General features: G+C 45.1%; 15 protein-coding genes. 8 read left to right on the top strand and 7 right to left on the bottom strand.

The annotated features are described in order from the left end of the window. The first annotated feature begins 11 nt into the window (after positions 1-11). Positions 12-590 (top strand): PadR family transcriptional regulator, encoded by a 579-nt coding sequence (locus tag AC1DVJ_RS12010; RefSeq protein ID WP_477590956.1) that lies wholly within the window; start codon positions 12-14, stop codon positions 588-590. A 246-nt stretch (positions 591-836) separates the two neighbouring features. Here AC1DVJ_RS12010 and AC1DVJ_RS12005 read toward each other — a convergent pair whose 3' ends face one another. Then, positions 837-1,625, bottom strand: a complete 789-nt coding sequence (locus AC1DVJ_RS12005) for a TIGR01457 family HAD-type hydrolase (RefSeq protein ID WP_477590954.1) — start codon at positions 1,623-1,625, stop codon at positions 837-839. Further along, positions 1,622-3,301 (bottom strand): PAS domain-containing sensor histidine kinase, encoded by a 1,680-nt coding sequence (locus AC1DVJ_RS12000; RefSeq protein ID WP_477590952.1) that lies wholly within the window; start codon positions 3,299-3,301, stop codon positions 1,622-1,624. The genes AC1DVJ_RS12005 and AC1DVJ_RS12000 overlap by 4 nt, the downstream gene beginning before the upstream one ends. A gap of 283 nt (positions 3,302-3,584) precedes the next feature. Here AC1DVJ_RS12000 and AC1DVJ_RS11995 point away from each other — a divergent pair, with 283 nt between their 5' ends. Beyond that, positions 3,585-4,043: a chemotaxis protein CheX gene (locus AC1DVJ_RS11995; protein WP_477590950.1), complete on the top strand. Its 459-nt coding sequence runs from the start codon at positions 3,585-3,587 to the stop codon at positions 4,041-4,043. A gap of 75 nt (positions 4,044-4,118) precedes the next feature. Further along, positions 4,119-4,895, top strand: coding sequence for an SDR family NAD(P)-dependent oxidoreductase (locus tag AC1DVJ_RS11990; protein ID WP_477590949.1), 777 nt, complete (start codon positions 4,119-4,121; stop codon positions 4,893-4,895). Between the two features lie 78 nt (positions 4,896-4,973). Here AC1DVJ_RS11990 and AC1DVJ_RS11985 read toward each other — a convergent pair whose 3' ends face one another. After that, entirely contained in the window at positions 4,974-5,231 is a 258-nt protein-coding gene (locus AC1DVJ_RS11985; protein ID WP_477590948.1) for a DUF2573 family protein, read from the bottom strand. A gap of 200 nt (positions 5,232-5,431) precedes the next feature. Between AC1DVJ_RS11985 and AC1DVJ_RS11980 the strand changes: the two genes are divergently transcribed. The 3 genes from AC1DVJ_RS11980 to AC1DVJ_RS11970 all read left to right on the top strand — a co-directional run bounded on the left by AC1DVJ_RS11980 (position 5,432) and on the right by AC1DVJ_RS11970 (position 8,129). Beyond that, a complete protein-coding gene (locus AC1DVJ_RS11980) occupies positions 5,432-6,007 on the top strand; it encodes an RNA polymerase sigma factor (RefSeq protein ID WP_477590946.1) in 576 nt (191 codons plus the stop codon). An 86-nt stretch (positions 6,008-6,093) separates the two neighbouring features. Then, positions 6,094-7,536 (top strand): DEAD/DEAH box helicase, encoded by a 1,443-nt coding sequence (locus tag AC1DVJ_RS11975; protein ID WP_477590944.1) that lies wholly within the window; start codon positions 6,094-6,096, stop codon positions 7,534-7,536. Positions 7,537-7,583: 47 nt separating this feature from the next. Then, on the top strand, positions 7,584-8,129 hold the full coding sequence (locus tag AC1DVJ_RS11970; protein ID WP_477590942.1) for a hypothetical protein: 546 nt from the start codon (positions 7,584-7,586) through the stop codon (positions 8,127-8,129). 74 nt (positions 8,130-8,203) lie between these two features. Here the strand turns inward: AC1DVJ_RS11970 and AC1DVJ_RS11965 are convergent, their stop codons facing one another. The 4 genes from AC1DVJ_RS11965 to AC1DVJ_RS11950 form a co-directional block, all read right to left on the bottom strand. After that, positions 8,204-9,385, bottom strand: a complete 1,182-nt coding sequence (locus AC1DVJ_RS11965; protein WP_477590941.1) for an MFS transporter — start codon at positions 9,383-9,385, stop codon at positions 8,204-8,206. Beyond that, positions 9,382-10,206 (bottom strand): HAD family hydrolase, encoded by an 825-nt coding sequence (locus AC1DVJ_RS11960; RefSeq protein ID WP_477590940.1) that lies wholly within the window; start codon positions 10,204-10,206, stop codon positions 9,382-9,384. The genes AC1DVJ_RS11965 and AC1DVJ_RS11960 overlap by 4 nt, the downstream gene beginning before the upstream one ends. Next, positions 10,199-10,975 (bottom strand): DeoR/GlpR family DNA-binding transcription regulator, encoded by a 777-nt coding sequence (locus AC1DVJ_RS11955; protein WP_477590938.1) that lies wholly within the window; start codon positions 10,973-10,975, stop codon positions 10,199-10,201. The genes AC1DVJ_RS11960 and AC1DVJ_RS11955 overlap by 8 nt, the downstream gene beginning before the upstream one ends. A 147-nt stretch (positions 10,976-11,122) precedes the next feature. Next, complete coding sequence (locus AC1DVJ_RS11950) at positions 11,123-12,778, bottom strand: FAD-dependent oxidoreductase (protein ID WP_477590936.1); 1,656 nt, start codon at positions 12,776-12,778, stop codon at positions 11,123-11,125. Positions 12,779-12,989: 211 nt separating this feature from the next. Between AC1DVJ_RS11950 and AC1DVJ_RS11945 the strand changes: the two genes are divergently transcribed. Next, the gene (locus AC1DVJ_RS11945; RefSeq protein ID WP_477590934.1) at positions 12,990-14,201 is read left to right on the top strand and encodes an S-layer homology domain-containing protein; all 1,212 of its coding nucleotides are present in this window, start codon (positions 12,990-12,992) and stop codon (positions 14,199-14,201) included. A gap of 158 nt (positions 14,202-14,359) precedes the next feature. Beyond that, positions 14,360-14,638, top strand: a complete 279-nt coding sequence (locus AC1DVJ_RS11940; protein ID WP_477590932.1) for a hypothetical protein — start codon at positions 14,360-14,362, stop codon at positions 14,636-14,638. Positions 14,639-14,987: the final 349 nt, after the last annotated feature.

Here is a 14,987-nt window from a genome sequence, read left to right as displayed (position 1 = left end):
GGAAATGACAAATGTCGATGAAGCTGGTCATTCTCGGGCTATTAATGGAAGCCAATCGGCATACCTATGAGATTCGCCAAACGATGAAAGAGCGCGGCATGACGAATTATATGAAGCTGCAGGATGGTTCGCTTTATTATGCGATGGATCAGCTTCATAAAGAGGGTCTTGTAGAAGCTTTGGAAGTCGTGCGAGATACGAATCGACCCGAGAAGACGATTTATCAAATCACCGAAGCAGGTAAGCGCAAATTTCAAGAGCTGCTGTCTCATCAATTGCATGAAGAGATTAAGCATTATCATCCGCTCTACGTTGCCCTGCCATTTACCGTTCATGGTGACCAAGCCAAGATTGCGGATATTCTAGAGCATAAAATTTTGGAACAGAAAATGATTATGAATAAGATGAAAAGCCTATACAATGAGCATTTGACCATTGTTCCACGCGTCGTCTTGCAAATGATGGTCGGCAGCTATAAACGTGCATTCACCGAGTTGAAATGGCTAGAAGAATTGCAACGGGATGCCCGCGAGGGTCGGTTGCAGGAGAAAGATTCGGTGCTCGATGTGGATTGGGATCGGATTGAGTGAAGAAAATTGAAAACCGCACTACCTTGATTGACAAGGTAGTGCGGTTTTTGTTTGGCGCAATAAAGTAGAAACTTTCGGGGAGGTATGCTCATTAGCCCCAAACTGGAGCAATTTAGGTTTGATCGACTTAAATGTGCAGGCTTAGACCCTACCCCAATATAACCTGCTATAAATAGGGATCTTTGGTTGGAGTGATATGGACCAATAATCATCTCTATCGAGTGGTGTGGTAAGCTACTTCTTGCTTTATGACTCTAGCATTTCAAGCTGTGCTATGAAATGTGGTAAATCGGTGCAGACCAAGTCCGGCAATATGCCAGCCGACGCCAGCTGCTCGTGCACATTGTCTGGCGTGGCTACGCCCGTCAGCACAAGTGCCGTTCGGCACCCCGCCATCGCGCCTCCGCGGATGTCGGTGTGCACGTTATCGCCGATGACCCAGACATCGGCGGCAGGCAGACCGAGCCGCTCAATGGCATACGCCATGATGATCGGCGAAGGCTTACCGATCACCACCGGCTCCACGCCAGAGGCGGCGGTGATCGCAGCGGCCAGGGAGCCAGCCCCTGGCATTAGACCTCCATCCGACGGAAGCATCCGGTCGGGATTGGTTAAAACATAGGTCGCGCCATGCTTCAGATGGCGGACCGCTTCCGTCAGCTTCCCGTAGGTGAAGCTGCGATCAATGCCCTGGACGACGTAATTCGGCGTCGTCTCATCAAAGGCGAAGCCGGCTGCGTCCAGCGCGATCCGCAGGCCGTCTTCGCCGATCATATGCACGCGGCGTCCAGCGCGCTGCTCGGTTAAGTACTGCGCAGCCGCCTGCGAAGACGTATAGACGGCTGCCGCGGGTACATCGATGCCGAGCGCTTGCATATGCTCGGCAACCTGTTCGGGGGTACGGGACGAATTGTTCGTCACTAATAGGTAGGGCAATTGCTCCTTATGCAGCCACTGCAGGAAAGCAGCGGCACCAGGAATGGGCTCATGCCCTCTGTAAAGTGTGCCATCTAGATCGATTAGAAATCCGTTCATCCTGTTGCTGCTCCTTTAGATAGGTAAGTTGTTGTCGGAAGTGTGATCTCGACGATCGTACCTTCTTCTAGTTTACTATGTATTTTCATGAAGCCGCCATGTGCTTCAATGATCCGATAACAGACCATCAGGCCAAGACCCGTTCCTTTTTCTTTCGTGCTATAGAAGGGCTCCCCAAGCTTGGGAAGTCGCTCAGGCGCAATCCCACAGCCTTGATCCACGAAACGAACGAGAATTTGATCGCCAGCGACATTTAGCTCCGCATGGATTCGCAGGGTTCCGCCTTCTGACATAGCTTCTATGGCATTTTTCATAATATTGATAAATACTTGCTTGATTTGACTCTCATCACACGTAACGTGAGGAAGTCCAGCGTCAACGACAGCTTCAATTTCAATATTACTGAGCAACGCTTGTGGCTGAAGCAATTCTACGGTACTCATAACAATCGTATGCAACGTGCTAGTAACGAAATGGGGAGCCTGCGGCTTGGAAACAAACAAAAACTCATTCACAATGAATTCTATACGCTGCAGTTCTTTTTGCATAATCTCGATGTAATACTGCTCCTTTGCGGAACTCGTTTTGAGCAGCTTGAGAAAGCCTTTTAATGCGGTCAGCGGATTACGGATTTCATGTGCAACACCTGCAGCCAATTGCCCAACGGCAGATAGTTTATCTGATTTAATCAGGAATTCCTGCGTCTTTTTCAACTCGGTAATATCGCTGAACGTAATGACGGTGCCCAGAATCTGGCCGCTGCCATCGAGCATAGGGCTAGACATATACTCAACTGGAAAGCTGGTTCCATCTTTTTTCCAAAATACATCTTCATTAACAATAGAGCCTTCACGCTGCAGCATCGTATTCACGGTCGAGTTTTCCTCTAGGATGACAAAAGATCCATCACCATCCACAGGTCGAATGAGATTATGTATCCGGCGTCCTAGCATTTCGTCCACTTTCCAACCGGTAATGGCTTCAGCTGCTTTGTTCCAGAAAATGGTGCGTCCATTCGTATCAATCCCATAAATGCCTTCAGAGACAGAGTTCAGAATAAGTTGATTTTGTTTATACAGCTTATCAATTTCCTTCTTCTGTTCTCTAATCTCGGTCAAGTCTTTGAGTATGGCATAAACCCCAACGATTTGATTGCCCACCTTCGTTGGAACGAAAGTTACATTAGAAGCGATGGGATATCCATTTTGATGCATGAAAGCAGCATCGAAATTTTGTGGCAATCCTTGAGAAGCCACTTGGAAATGGTGCAGTGTTTTGAGTAGATCAGGAGGATGGATCATTGGAAGAAAGGAAACAGATTTCGACGATTCTTCACCAAATCCTAGTAAGCTCTCCAGTCCGTGATTCGAAGAAAGGACATCGCCGTCCAAGCTAAATGAAATAATGGAATCAGGATGGTTATCAAATAGTGATTTATACCGCTCAGCAGACTCCGAAATGATAACTTCGCGTCGCATGATTAGCCTGATTCCTAAGTAGCCAAGTATCATGAATACGACGAACAAACCACTATCGAGAGCTATACGTACCATTTGGTTATGTTGAAAATAAGATAGATGATGTAAATAAAATAAATCCACACCTAAGAGTGTTATAATACCTACAAGGTAAAAAGCTACTTTTTGGACACTAGCAGGAGGGGGGGGCATCGTCATTGACTGTCAGCTCTCCTTTTTAAGATTCTCTCTAATAGTTTAACAGGATTAGCAATTATTTTGAATAATTTTCCATTCTTTTTTGTTTTTATTAATTATATGTTACCGTTCTCATTCTACGCTTCGACAATTTAAGTATGAAGGTAGAATTGGGGTGTGTATCTGAGTAGTTGGAACTATTTTTGTAAATTTCACAGTATACTTGTCCTAAAATTTTATGTATAATGTTGAAAAAGGTCGTTTTTCTGTGAAACTTATTCACAAATGAGATCGGAGCGGAGCTATGAAGGCTGAGTACATTAATCCCTTTTTGGAGTCGGCTAGAATCGTCATCGAGCAAGTTGCTAACATTCGCCCAACTACAGGGCAGCTCGGCATTAAAGACGTCAAATTTGTGGAAAAGTATATCTGGATTCAAATTGGGATGACGGGGCAAATGGAAGGTGACGTTGTCTTCGGTTTGGCGGAAGATGTTGCTTTGAAAATGGTATCTGCCATGATGGGTGGATACGTCATCACTGAAATGGATGATATGGGAAAGAGTGCCATATCTGAGCTGGGAAATATGATTAGCGGTAATGCGAGCACGATGCTCTTTAATCAAGGCGTTCGGGTAGACATCACACCACCTAAGCTTGTCCAATCTGCAACGGCAGCAGGATTTGTGCCGAAGAAAGCATTAACCATTCCTTTAATTATGGATGGCATTGGTGAGCTAGACATTCAAGTACTAATTACGTAATATAAGTTAGAATGTTTGGAGTACCTACAATATGGTAACTCCTTTTTTTATTTGCGTGGAAGGGAGCGGAATAGGTTGGAAATCACGAACAAAGTCGTCTTGATTACAGGTGCTTCAAGTGGGATAGGGGCTGTGATGGCGCAGCAATTTGCAGCTAAAGGAGCTATTCCCGTGTTGACCGCAAGGCGTACAGATAAGCTCAAACAAATTGCTTCAGGCTTGCCAGGTAGACATGCCGTATATGCCATGGATGTGACGAAGACGGTAGAAGTGGGCGAAGTTGTGACTCGAATCATCGCCGAATTTGGGCGTATTGATATACTGATTAATAATGCTGGATTTGGCATATTCGAGACATTTGCCGAGGCGCCTCTTACTCATTTTGAAGAGATGATGGATGTGAACTATCTTGGGCTAGTGCGATGCACGCAAGCCGTACTCCCGCATATGTTGGCGGCAGGCAGCGGTCACATCGTCAATATTGCCTCGATGGCGGGGAAAATTGGTTCAGCGAAATCGACAGGTTACTCCGCAACCAAGCATGCGGTGCTTGGATTTACGAATAGCTTGCGGATGGAGCTAGCGAGGACGGGTGTAACGGTTACTGCAATTAACCCAGGTCCGATTGCGACACCATTCTTCGACAAGGCGGATCCGAGCGGTAATTATGTCAAGAACATCTCTTGGTTCATGTTAAAGCCAGAAAAAGTTGTTAAACAGCTTATGCATGCCATCGAGAAAAACATACCAGAAAAGAATTTGCCTTTCGTAGCCAGCGCAGGAGTGAAATTGTTTCATATGTTTCCACGCATGTTTGACAAGTTGATGTCAGGTATCATGAATAAAAAATAAAGCGGCTCCCAGTCTGAACGATTGGGGCCGCTTTTTTCATGAGTCAGAAAAGCACGGGTAAGAGTCCATACCCGGCGCTTACTGTTGATCAGGCTTCGCTGCTTGCTTCGCTAAATTGAGCTCACGGATTTCCTCGAAAATCTTTCGCATTTCCGCCTTGCCTTCGGGATGGGATTGATTCCAGTGGGAAGCAAGCGCAGGAAGGGCCTTATGAACATGGTTAAAAAATGCCCATATTTTGATTTTCTCGATCATTTCTGGGGATGTATCACCCGTAATAAGTTCAGCTGTTTTGGCGACCAGTGTGTTAAAATCGTTCTCGAAATCGGTATTCATTCACTTCATCCCTTCGGATGGAAATAGGGTAGTTATAGCACTTTTAGTGTAATAGATGAAGAAGAGGCTGTCAAAAGTGAAACGCAAAGGAAAATTTTCCCGATATTTTTTACGGTAACGATTGTTTACGCCCCCTTTTTACCCTAAAATAAGGTAGATATATGATGGGTCTTTTTACCTGTAGGCTAGGGGGGAATAGGATGAAGTCACTGAGAGAGATATTTACCAGCGACTTTAACACATTAGATAAAGGCATGCAGGAACAGATTTATAAAGAATTTTACTTGCTTGTTTATCCGATGATTAATTTTATATTGAGAGATCACGCGGCCGTGGAGGACATTATCCAGGAATCCTTTCTTCGAGCGGTTCACAAGGCCCCGTTATTAGCGGAAATCGATAAATACGAGGGCTGGCTCAAAAGACTTACTCGGAACGTAACCCTCAATCATTTGCGAAAACATAGACGTAACCGTGATGAACTTGAAACAGAGACATTGTTCGCCTTGAAGGAGTCAGCCCCAGCTTCGGACTATTCGGCCTCTCCAGACGTAGAAGTTGAAATGAAGGTCATGCGAGAAGCCGTTATTGCCTACATAAATCAACTTAGCCCCGCCTATAGACAAATTATCGCGATGAAATGGATCCACAATCTATCGTACAAAGATATGGCGAGTGAACTCTGCGTGACAGAAGGCGTTGTGCGACAAAGGCTGTTTCGTGCGCGCGATGCTATTAAGCAGAAGTTTTTGGATGAGTGGGGATCGGAGAGATAGTGAGGCATCGTGTACATATTTGTTTGCTGAAGCACTCTAGCATATAATATGGGCATGAGGTTGGAAGAGAAAAGGGGTATTTAGCATTGAGCACGAGTTTTGAACAGCTGCAGATTGCACAAACATATTTAGATAAATTACAACAATTAGGAATTGGCGAGCCAACTCCAATTCAGGCGGAGGGCATCCCTGTTCTCCTGCAAGGCAAAGACGCGATTATCCAATCCCAGACAGGAACGGGGAAAACTCTAGCCTATTTGCTGCCGGCTTTGGAGCGAATTGATCCTGCACAAAAACAGTTGCAAGTGTTGGTTGTCGTCCCTACGAGAGAGCTAGGCATGCAGATTATGCAGGAAATTGAGAAGCTGACGAGTGGGGGACCTATTCGTTCGCAATCCTTGATCGGGGGAGCGGCAGCAGCAAGACAGGTAGAAAAGCTGCGTCTTCACCCGCATATTGTCGTTGGAACGCCAGGACGTTTACTTGAGTTGATGAAAATTCGGAAGCTTACGCTGCATCATGTGAAGATCGGCATAGTGGATGAAGTCGACCAAGTGTTTGAGCTGGGTTCTATGCAGGATGTAGAAGCGGTGCTTAAAGGTATGCTTCGTACGAGTCAAATGGTGTTTGTCTCGGCGACAATTCCCCAAAGTACAGAGCAAGCGGCAGGCAGATGGCTGAAGGATCCGGTTGTTATCAAAATTAACCCCTCACAGCGTACCGCTGAAACGCTGGAGCATCACTATGTCGTGTGCCAGGAACGGGAAAAGATCGATACACTCAGAAGACTGGTTCGCATGATTAAGCCAAAATCTGCGATCGTGTTCATTAATGTGACCGACGATATTGCGCAAGTCGTTGGCAAGCTTCAATATGTCGGTCTTTCTGTTGAAGCTCTTTATGGAGAAGCGAGCAAGCAGGATCGCGCCAAGGTCATGGGGAATTTCCGTGAGGGGAAATTCCAATTGTTGCTGGCGACGGACGTTGCTGCTAGAGGACTAGATATTGAAGGTGTAACGCACGTATTCCATTTGGATGTAGCTACGAATGCGGAGTATTACCTTCACCGTGTAGGTCGGACAGGCCGGATGGGCCGCGAGGGGACGTCGATCTCTATCGTGACATCGAGAGAGCTCTTCATCATCGAAAAATTCGAGAAGCAGCTCGGTATTACGATCGAGCCGAAGGCGATGTACGAAGGCCGGTTAGTTGACCCGGCCCAAGACCGCAGTGCGGCTACGATGCGCAGCCGCCGTGAAGCCGCGCGCCCGAGCGGCGCAGCTCCTTCGCGCAGCGGCTCCGCCGGCGCGCGTGATGCTGCCGCGCCAGCGGGCGCGGTGCGCGTAAGCGCCGCGGCGCCAGAAGCGAGCGTCCAGCGCGACGCTGCTCCGGCGAGGCCGGCAGCGGCAGCGGGGGCCAAGCCGGCTGCCGCGGGCAAAGCCGTCAGCAAAGCGCAACGCGAGCGCGATCGCAAGAGCAAGGGAGCTCCGCGCTGGCTGAAAGAGAAGCAGCAGAACAAAGAAGAATAGCTTGCTTCATAAGGAAGCTGGTCACTATCAGCGGGGTGTAAAGCAGCATGCTGAAGAAAATCATGATTACGATCTTGACTCTGGCTGTCATCGCAGCGGCGATGCTAGTCATCGTCATTCAGTATGTGAAGCCAACGGAGTCACTTGATCTGCAGTATAAAGAGATTTCAATTAGTAACAAAATCGCAGAGATGGTCCTTACACGGAAGCTGGACGTTCGGCTTTCGGAAGATGATGTGAATAACTTGCTCAAGAAGCAAATAGCTTCGCACAGCTTGCTGCCGCATAACTTTCGACTGGAAGGGGCGAAGCTGAACCTGCAAGGCTCGATGATTGAGGCGGATGTCAACGTGAGGTGGCAGGAACGGATCCCGATCGGCGCACACACGATGTTTACGTTGGCGTGGGATCCGCCTAACTTAGTTATTCAGCATGTGAATACGCAGATCAAGAATATGCAGTTGCCTAGCGCCTGGCTTCAGCTAGCTCCTGTTGAAATCCCACTGCAATCCTATTTGCCTAAATTAATTGGAATTAAGAATGTGGTCTTTGAAGACAACAGCATCGTGATTCAATTAAAGCCGTTTCAGTAGAAATTAAAAAACCTTCAATTCCACAAAGTGGATCTGAAGGTTTTTTGTTTCTTATTTCGTATCTCACACGAACATCAAGCTTTTGCCCGCAGAACAGGAACCTGCCATCTACGCGTATACACAATAATGCCAAATACAACACACATACTAATGAGAACAAACCAAATCGAGACACCGACATGGAAGTGGTCCATGCCCCAACCAACACCGAGCGGCAGGATGGCTCCGCCTAAACCGCCAGCGGCGATCAGCGCACTCGTTGTTTGTTCCGTACGTCCTGGCAATAGTTGATTCGCATAGATCAGGGCGACGGCGAACATACCTGACATGAATAACCCGAGAAAGAGGATAACGGCAAAGCTGCTCCATAGATTGGTGCTAAACACCCATAAGAATACGGTAAGCAAGCTTAAGGCAAACGAGAAGGCTAAATAACGGAAATACGTCATTTTCTCGGCAAGTATGCCTGCAAATAAGCGACCAACAACCATTGTTACCCAATAAGCGGTAACACCAAGTGAAGCGATTGAACTTGAAGCGTGAAGCTGGTCCTTAAAGATCGACGGTAAGAAATTAACAATCGTATTTTCCATGCCGCAATATAAGAAGAAGACGGTCATTAGTAAGCATAAAAAGATGAACGAATTTTTAGTAAGAACAGGAACTCGAGCTGCTTTCTGCGTACGGTCCGCTTTATGTGCAAGTAATTCATCATGCTCGCCTAAGGAAAGTTTGGACCAAATGATCCCTGTTGCAAGTGCGCTTACCCCAAGCAGTATAAAGGCAGTTTTCCATAAACCATTTGCAATAAGTAGACTGGAAACAAGCGGCATAAATAAGGCGCCTACACCAAAGAAGACTTCAAGCTTGCTGAAGGCAACGGCTTGTTGATCCTTGGCAGCCATGAGAACGAATGTACTTATGCTAGATTCCACAAGTCCGAATGAGATACCTGCAAGGAAGGTCAACCCGATAACCACCGGCCAGGGAGGCAGTAAGCCAATGGCAATCATAGCGATAAATAAGAAGCAAAATGCCATTGTAATCGTACTTCGACGACTGATGCGACGAATGAGTGTGGGCATTGCAAGCACCCCAAGCATGAAGCCTCCAAACTGCAGAAATACGAGCATGCCGCCGCCGCTGTAGCTTCGACCATAATGGGCCAGTAATTCAGGCAATACCGCACCAAAAATAACGTGTGTACAGCCTGTTAATAAGTAAGATAAGCAGCCCATGATCAATAATCTTTTCATAATGCGGCGCTGCCTTTATGTTCAGTCGTAAATTTGTCATTATAGGCAAAAACGTGTGCAATCGCTTCGGATACGGAACCCACCGTAGTAGCGGCATGCTTTTTCACATCTGCATGAGCGGTTTGCATGGCAAAGCTATGCGGAGTAATACCGAACATCGAGACATCATTAAAGGAGTCCCCAAAGCAAGCGATCTCCTCGGGCTTTAAACCTAGATGTGCGGTAAGTGTAAGCAGGGAGCTGCCTTTCGAAACTTGGTGAGGCATGATGTCGAGACAATCTGTATCAGCCAAATAGATGTCCAATTGATCCCGAAGTTGTTCTTCTAATAGAGCTTTGATCTCAAGTAAATTCTCTACACGTCCGAATAGTGAAAATTTACATATCGGGAAAGCATCCTTCAGGGATTGCTCAATTTCGCTTTTCACGATAAATGATTCAAACATCCTCGCCTGAATCTCATCGGAAGCTGGACTCAAGCTTTCGATATAGTTCGCATCGCCGGAGCATATCAGCTTTACGACATCCGAAGCCTTAATTAGCTCATAAACGCGATTAGCAATGGCAGGCTCAAATAGCTTAGATTGCAGAAGCGTTCCATCCAGTAAATGGATGAACGCGCCATTTTGGGAAACGGAATGTGCTTGATGATCTATTTCTTGAAGCACTTGTTGCATTTCCAAGTTCATTCGACCTGAGGCTAAACAAAGCGAAACTCCTGCCTCTTTCACCTTGCGTAGGGCATCAAGCTCTTGCTGTGCGACTTTCTTATGGTGATCAAGCAACGTGCCATCCAAATCACTAACAATAAGTTTAATCATGTTGGTTTTCTCCTCCTGCTAATACAATTTCAACTTCACTGGCTAATAGTCGATCTTTCATTTCCTCACTTAGCGCTTGATCAGTCACCAATATATCAATGCTTTCAAATCCAACCACGCGATGGAATAAACGCTTACCGAATTTGGAATGATCTGCGAGTACAATGACTTGATCAGCATGCTGCATCATGGCTCTAACTAAATAGCACTCTTCTTCATTCGGAGCAGACAGTCCATCTTCGGAAATACCACACGTTCCAATAAATAGCTTATCGACGTGATATTCCTTTAACATTTCAATCGCAGTAGCCCCGTAGACACTATGCTGCTTATTATCTAGCACACCGCCAAGCATATGAATCGTAATTTCATCTTTGCGGGTGAGGATAGCGGCTGTTTCAATCGAACTTGTGATGACAATGTTGTTTTTGGAGATAAGGGCATTCGCAGCATGCAAAACAGTCGTGGACGCATCCATCATCAGATAATCGCCATCCTGAACGAGGGCTGCGGCTGTTTTACCAATCGTCAGTTTAGAAGAGGACTCTTCTTGAAGACGCTGATCATAATTACCGACTTCTTTAGAAAGCGTCGGAAGAATCGCTCCGCCCCTCGTGCGAACGATCGAGCCTTGCTCCTCTAATTTCACCATGTCTCGTCTAGCCGTATCGCGAGAAACCTCATAAAGCTCACAGATCAGATCTACGGAGATACGCTTATTCGATTTTAAGTATTCGAGGATAGAGAAGAGTCGTTCTTCTTGAAACAAGGTTGTTCACCTTCTTTGCTTAAGTATTTGTAAGTGATTATAAGTATATTGCTTATTGTATACGGATGTTACCTTACTTTCAATACCTTTACGAAAGAAAAAACCGTGCTCTCTCGTCACAACGAGGACACGGTCAATAACATAATTTTATTTAACGGCTGGCTTTTTACGCGTTTGAATATAGCTGGGATATGTGATCTCGCCCGTATCCAGTTTACGAATTTCTTCTTCGTTCCAACCTGTGATCTTATTGGTAGCTGTAACACCCGTCAACTTGATTTGATAACGAGTCGCTAAGTATGTTTGCAGCTTCAGCATCTCTTCAGGTTTAATTTCGCGAAGTTTTTGCTTTCCATGAAGTTGGCCTAAAATGACCCCGATGGATTCAGCGGCTAAACTCGTGTTGGGTTGAATACGTGTACTGCCGTATGCGATAGCTGAGGAACCCACATTTTTCCCAGCGGCAATGACATTCTCATAATTTTTCAGTAAAAAGCTGCGAAGCGGCATGCCATATTTATCAGGGCGTCCCATCTCAATTCCCCACTTGTTGGCGCTCGTTCCTTGTAGATCTAGGGGATAGCCGCCAATACTGACATTGTCCCAAAACATCGTGCCTGCAAGGAGATCAGATGGCTTTAACGTGTAGTCCATTTCGTAGTGATTATATTCTCTTACATAAGGGTAGGTTGGAAGTTCGCCTAGTTCGGCTTTCTCCCAGCCAGGTAACGTCTTACGGAAATGTTGCAAAATCAGAGCCGTTTCTTTATTTCCTAAATAAACAGCCTCTTGTACGGACGCCTGCTTGGCAGGATCCACGGTATAGACGAGCAGGGCGTTAATGAGGACTTCTCCATCGCGTTGATTCACCGCATTCAAACCTCTTAAGAAGACGCGGTCATTAGAAGGATGATACGCCTTGGTCATGCCGCTAAGTCCAATTGCAAAACTATCGCTTACACTTCCGCCGCCAAATTGCTTAGCTCTTTCCTCAGGCTTTAACGCATTAAATGTCGTATTGAACTTTTTCCAATCTACGTTTTTGAACTTCATCATCATGCCAGCGCTCATATATTCAATGTCTTTCTGACCGTAGAACTTCTCAAGGCCTGGTAGACGTTTGGCTTCTAATTTACTAATTAACGCTGCAAAGTCACTGTTATCTACCCAATAGGAAGCGGTTATTTTTTTTACTTCATTTTTGTTAGTGCGATATACAATGGACGGAATTTTGTGCATATAATCAGGCGTTTGTATTTGTTCAATATCTTGAATCGTGATACCTGACTCAATGGGGATGTCCTTGCTCAGCTTATTCATATAAGTGGTGAACTCAGGCAACTTGCGAATCTTCGCGTTTCGGAAGCCGTCGAATAATTCTTTGGCTCGGCCTTGAACGAGTAAATGTCCTTGTTCATCGCGTGTTTCATCTAGAAACAACATCTGACTTTGAAGAATTTGGCCTCCGAAAGCTTGGTGGGGATCGAGTATTTTCACTTTCAGGCCTTCATCCATAGCAGCACGGGCCAAATATAGGCCTTCGAGCTCGCTTCCAATAACGACAACATCTACGTTTTCTGTTGGATATGTGGCTGAACTCTCGACTTTTGACTCTTGCACAGGTACTGCTGAAGGTGCTTCACTCACTTGGGGTATGTCTTGATGTATAACGGTGGGCGCTACAGCGGTTACGTTAAGGCTTCCTTGCTTGAACCAAATCTTGCTGAATGAGAAGGCTGATACGAGGATTAGGAGTACAGCCAATGCAATAACGAGTTGAACTCGCGGGTTTCGTAAGCGCATACATAAAGCTCCTTTAGCGTTAGACTATATGGTCTCAGTTTAGCAGTTTCAGGGTGGATTTAATAGACTTTGATAATTGATTTTAAAAGATTTTCATGCTCTACCCCCAAAAACTGACAAGCCATGGCGAATCCTTGTAGCATAACCAGGAACCCTTCGCGAAGGCTCCATCTTATGTATAAACCATAATGACTAAGGGAGAGATTTTAAAATGAAAAAGAATCTAATGAAAAAAATCGTAACTACAGGTCTTGTTCTAACAATGGTAATGGGTGGCGGAGCAGCCGCATTTGCAAATGGTAGTCATAATAATAATGATAGAGATAATAACAAAGGATCTAAAAACACTCCGATCGTTAACCAGAAGAATGTATTCAATGGAAACGTTACGATTAACATTAATTTCAACGATATGAAAAACTCAGAATGGGCAATGCGTTATATTGCAAGCCTAGCGTCCAAACGTGTTTTCGAAGGATATGAAGATGGCAGCTTTAAACCACAAAAAACTGTGACTCGTATTGAAGCGATTACGGCAGCAGTTCGTTTGATGGGATTGCGTGAGCAAGCTGAATCCGATGCTGAAAAAGCAACAAAATTGAATTTTAAAGATGCTGACAAAGTTCCTGCATGGGCAGTAGGGTATGTTGCGGTAGCGCTTGAAAATGACCTATTTACAGAGAGTGATAACAGCGTTCTTCCAAATGAAGATGCAGATCGTCTATGGGCAACGACACTACTTGTGAAAGCTCTGAAACTAGAAGCTGAAGCAAAAGCACAAATGACTAGCACGCTTGCATTTAAAGATGCGAAAAAAATCCCTGCTGGTTCCGTAGGTTACGTGAAAGTAGCGGTTGATAAAGGTTTAGTTAACGGTTTTGAAGACAATACGTTTAAACCAGAAAAAAGTGTAACACGTGCTGAATTGGCGGCTCTATTGGATCGTACAAACAATCAATTGCCTGATCAAGATCAAAACACAAACTCAGGTACAGTAAGCACTGCTGTTTACAACAATGTTCTTTCCCTAACTAAAAATGGCACAACAACAGCGTATACATTACACCCAGATGCTTTCGTTTTGCGTAACGGTGTGAAAGTAGCTGCTACTGAGATTGCTGTAGGCGATACTGTGAAAGTTCGTGCATTCAACAACACAGTTGTGTTTGTAGAAGTGACAGCTAATGCGCCAGTTAGCACAGCCTTCGATATTTTGGGAGCATTGACTGCAACTACTATTAACGCGCAAGGTAAAATTGCAACAATCACGATTACACGTAATATCAATGGCGTTGATCAAACAACTACATATAATGTAGCTTCGACTTTCACTTTGACGGGTACTCTTGCTAACTTCACACCAGGTCATGTCGTTCAGGTTAAAGGCGATAATCAACTCGTTACAACAATTGACGTTAAATAAAGGTAGTAAGTTCGCAATTCTACAATAGATATATAAAAAGGTTAGATTCATACATACAGGCTCCTTGCTTAATTAGCAGGGGGCTTGTTGTGCATTTTTTGTATAATTTGGTAAGGAAGGTGGAAAACTATGCTATATCTYGAGAGGAGTGGGTTAGGATGGAAGAGAGCTTGATGGATACATTTAAAAGATATTACGCTGATTACAGGGGTGCAGAGGGCGTTGATCAAAGCTTCACGGAAGCTTATCAGGCAATGGCATTTCACGTAATCAATCAGACGGAGCACTATGTGCAACAAGGTAACCTAGATGAAATTCAGAATTTGATTCGTGAGTTCAAAGAAATGGGTCTTTCGATATCGCCTAGCAATGATTCATTAAAGGAGCAATTTGAGCAAGAACTAGTGGAACAAGAACTGAATCGATATTCTTTTTAAAAAGGTGTTGCATTATCCAAATGCCCGTGGTATATTACTGGTCCGGCCAAAACGGGCTGCAGTTTTTACGACAAAGGAAAGCCACGATATATAGGTTTTCACGTCGAAATAAGTAAAAATAAAGCTTGCATCTGGTTGGACAGCTATGGTATATTACTTCTCGCTGCTTCGGTAACACGGCAGTGAGCGAAAGAAATTGATCTTTGAAAACTGAACAACGAGTGAGTAAGCACGAACGAGAAATCGTTCAAAAAAGAGATTGCAAAATCTCGCTAGCATCAAAATGAGCATTTCAGCTTTCACAATAGGACGAGCAATCGTCCACTATTATGGAGAGTTTGATCCTGGC

The sequence above is a fragment of the Paenibacillus sp. P4_A9 genome, assembly GCF_056402415.1.
This window is presented reverse-complemented; position numbering and strand designations above follow the sequence as displayed.

What these genes read in the sequence shown, in the direction of transcription:
- AC1DVJ_RS12005 (WP_477590954.1), bottom strand. Translation starts at nt 1,625, where the DNA reads ATGAACGGATTTCTAATCGATCTAGATGGCACACTTTACAGAGGGCAT.
- AC1DVJ_RS11985 (WP_477590948.1), bottom strand. Translation starts at nt 5,231, where the DNA reads ATGAATACCGATTTCGAGAACGATTTTAACACACTGGTCGCCAAAACA.
- AC1DVJ_RS11960 (WP_477590940.1), bottom strand. Translation starts at nt 10,206, where the DNA reads ATGATTAAACTTATTGTTAGTGATTTGGATGGCACGTTGCTTGATCAC.
- AC1DVJ_RS11950 (WP_477590936.1), bottom strand. Translation starts at nt 12,778, where the DNA reads ATGCGCTTACGAAACCCGCGAGTTCAACTCGTTATTGCATTGGCTGTA.
- AC1DVJ_RS11980 (WP_477590946.1), top strand. Translation starts at nt 5,432, where the DNA reads ATGAAGTCACTGAGAGAGATATTTACCAGCGACTTTAACACATTAGAT.
- AC1DVJ_RS12000 (WP_477590952.1), bottom strand. Translation starts at nt 3,301, where the DNA reads ATGACGATGCCCCCCCCTCCTGCTAGTGTCCAAAAAGTAGCTTTTTAC.
- AC1DVJ_RS11970 (WP_477590942.1), top strand. Translation starts at nt 7,584, where the DNA reads ATGCTGAAGAAAATCATGATTACGATCTTGACTCTGGCTGTCATCGCA.
- AC1DVJ_RS12010 (WP_477590956.1), top strand. Translation starts at nt 12, where the DNA reads ATGTCGATGAAGCTGGTCATTCTCGGGCTATTAATGGAAGCCAATCGG.
- AC1DVJ_RS11965 (WP_477590941.1), bottom strand. Translation starts at nt 9,385, where the DNA reads ATGAAAAGATTATTGATCATGGGCTGCTTATCTTACTTATTAACAGGC.
- AC1DVJ_RS11945 (WP_477590934.1), top strand. Translation starts at nt 12,990, where the DNA reads ATGAAAAAGAATCTAATGAAAAAAATCGTAACTACAGGTCTTGTTCTA.
- AC1DVJ_RS11940 (WP_477590932.1), top strand. Translation starts at nt 14,360, where the DNA reads ATGGAAGAGAGCTTGATGGATACATTTAAAAGATATTACGCTGATTAC.
- AC1DVJ_RS11995 (WP_477590950.1), top strand. Translation starts at nt 3,585, where the DNA reads ATGAAGGCTGAGTACATTAATCCCTTTTTGGAGTCGGCTAGAATCGTC.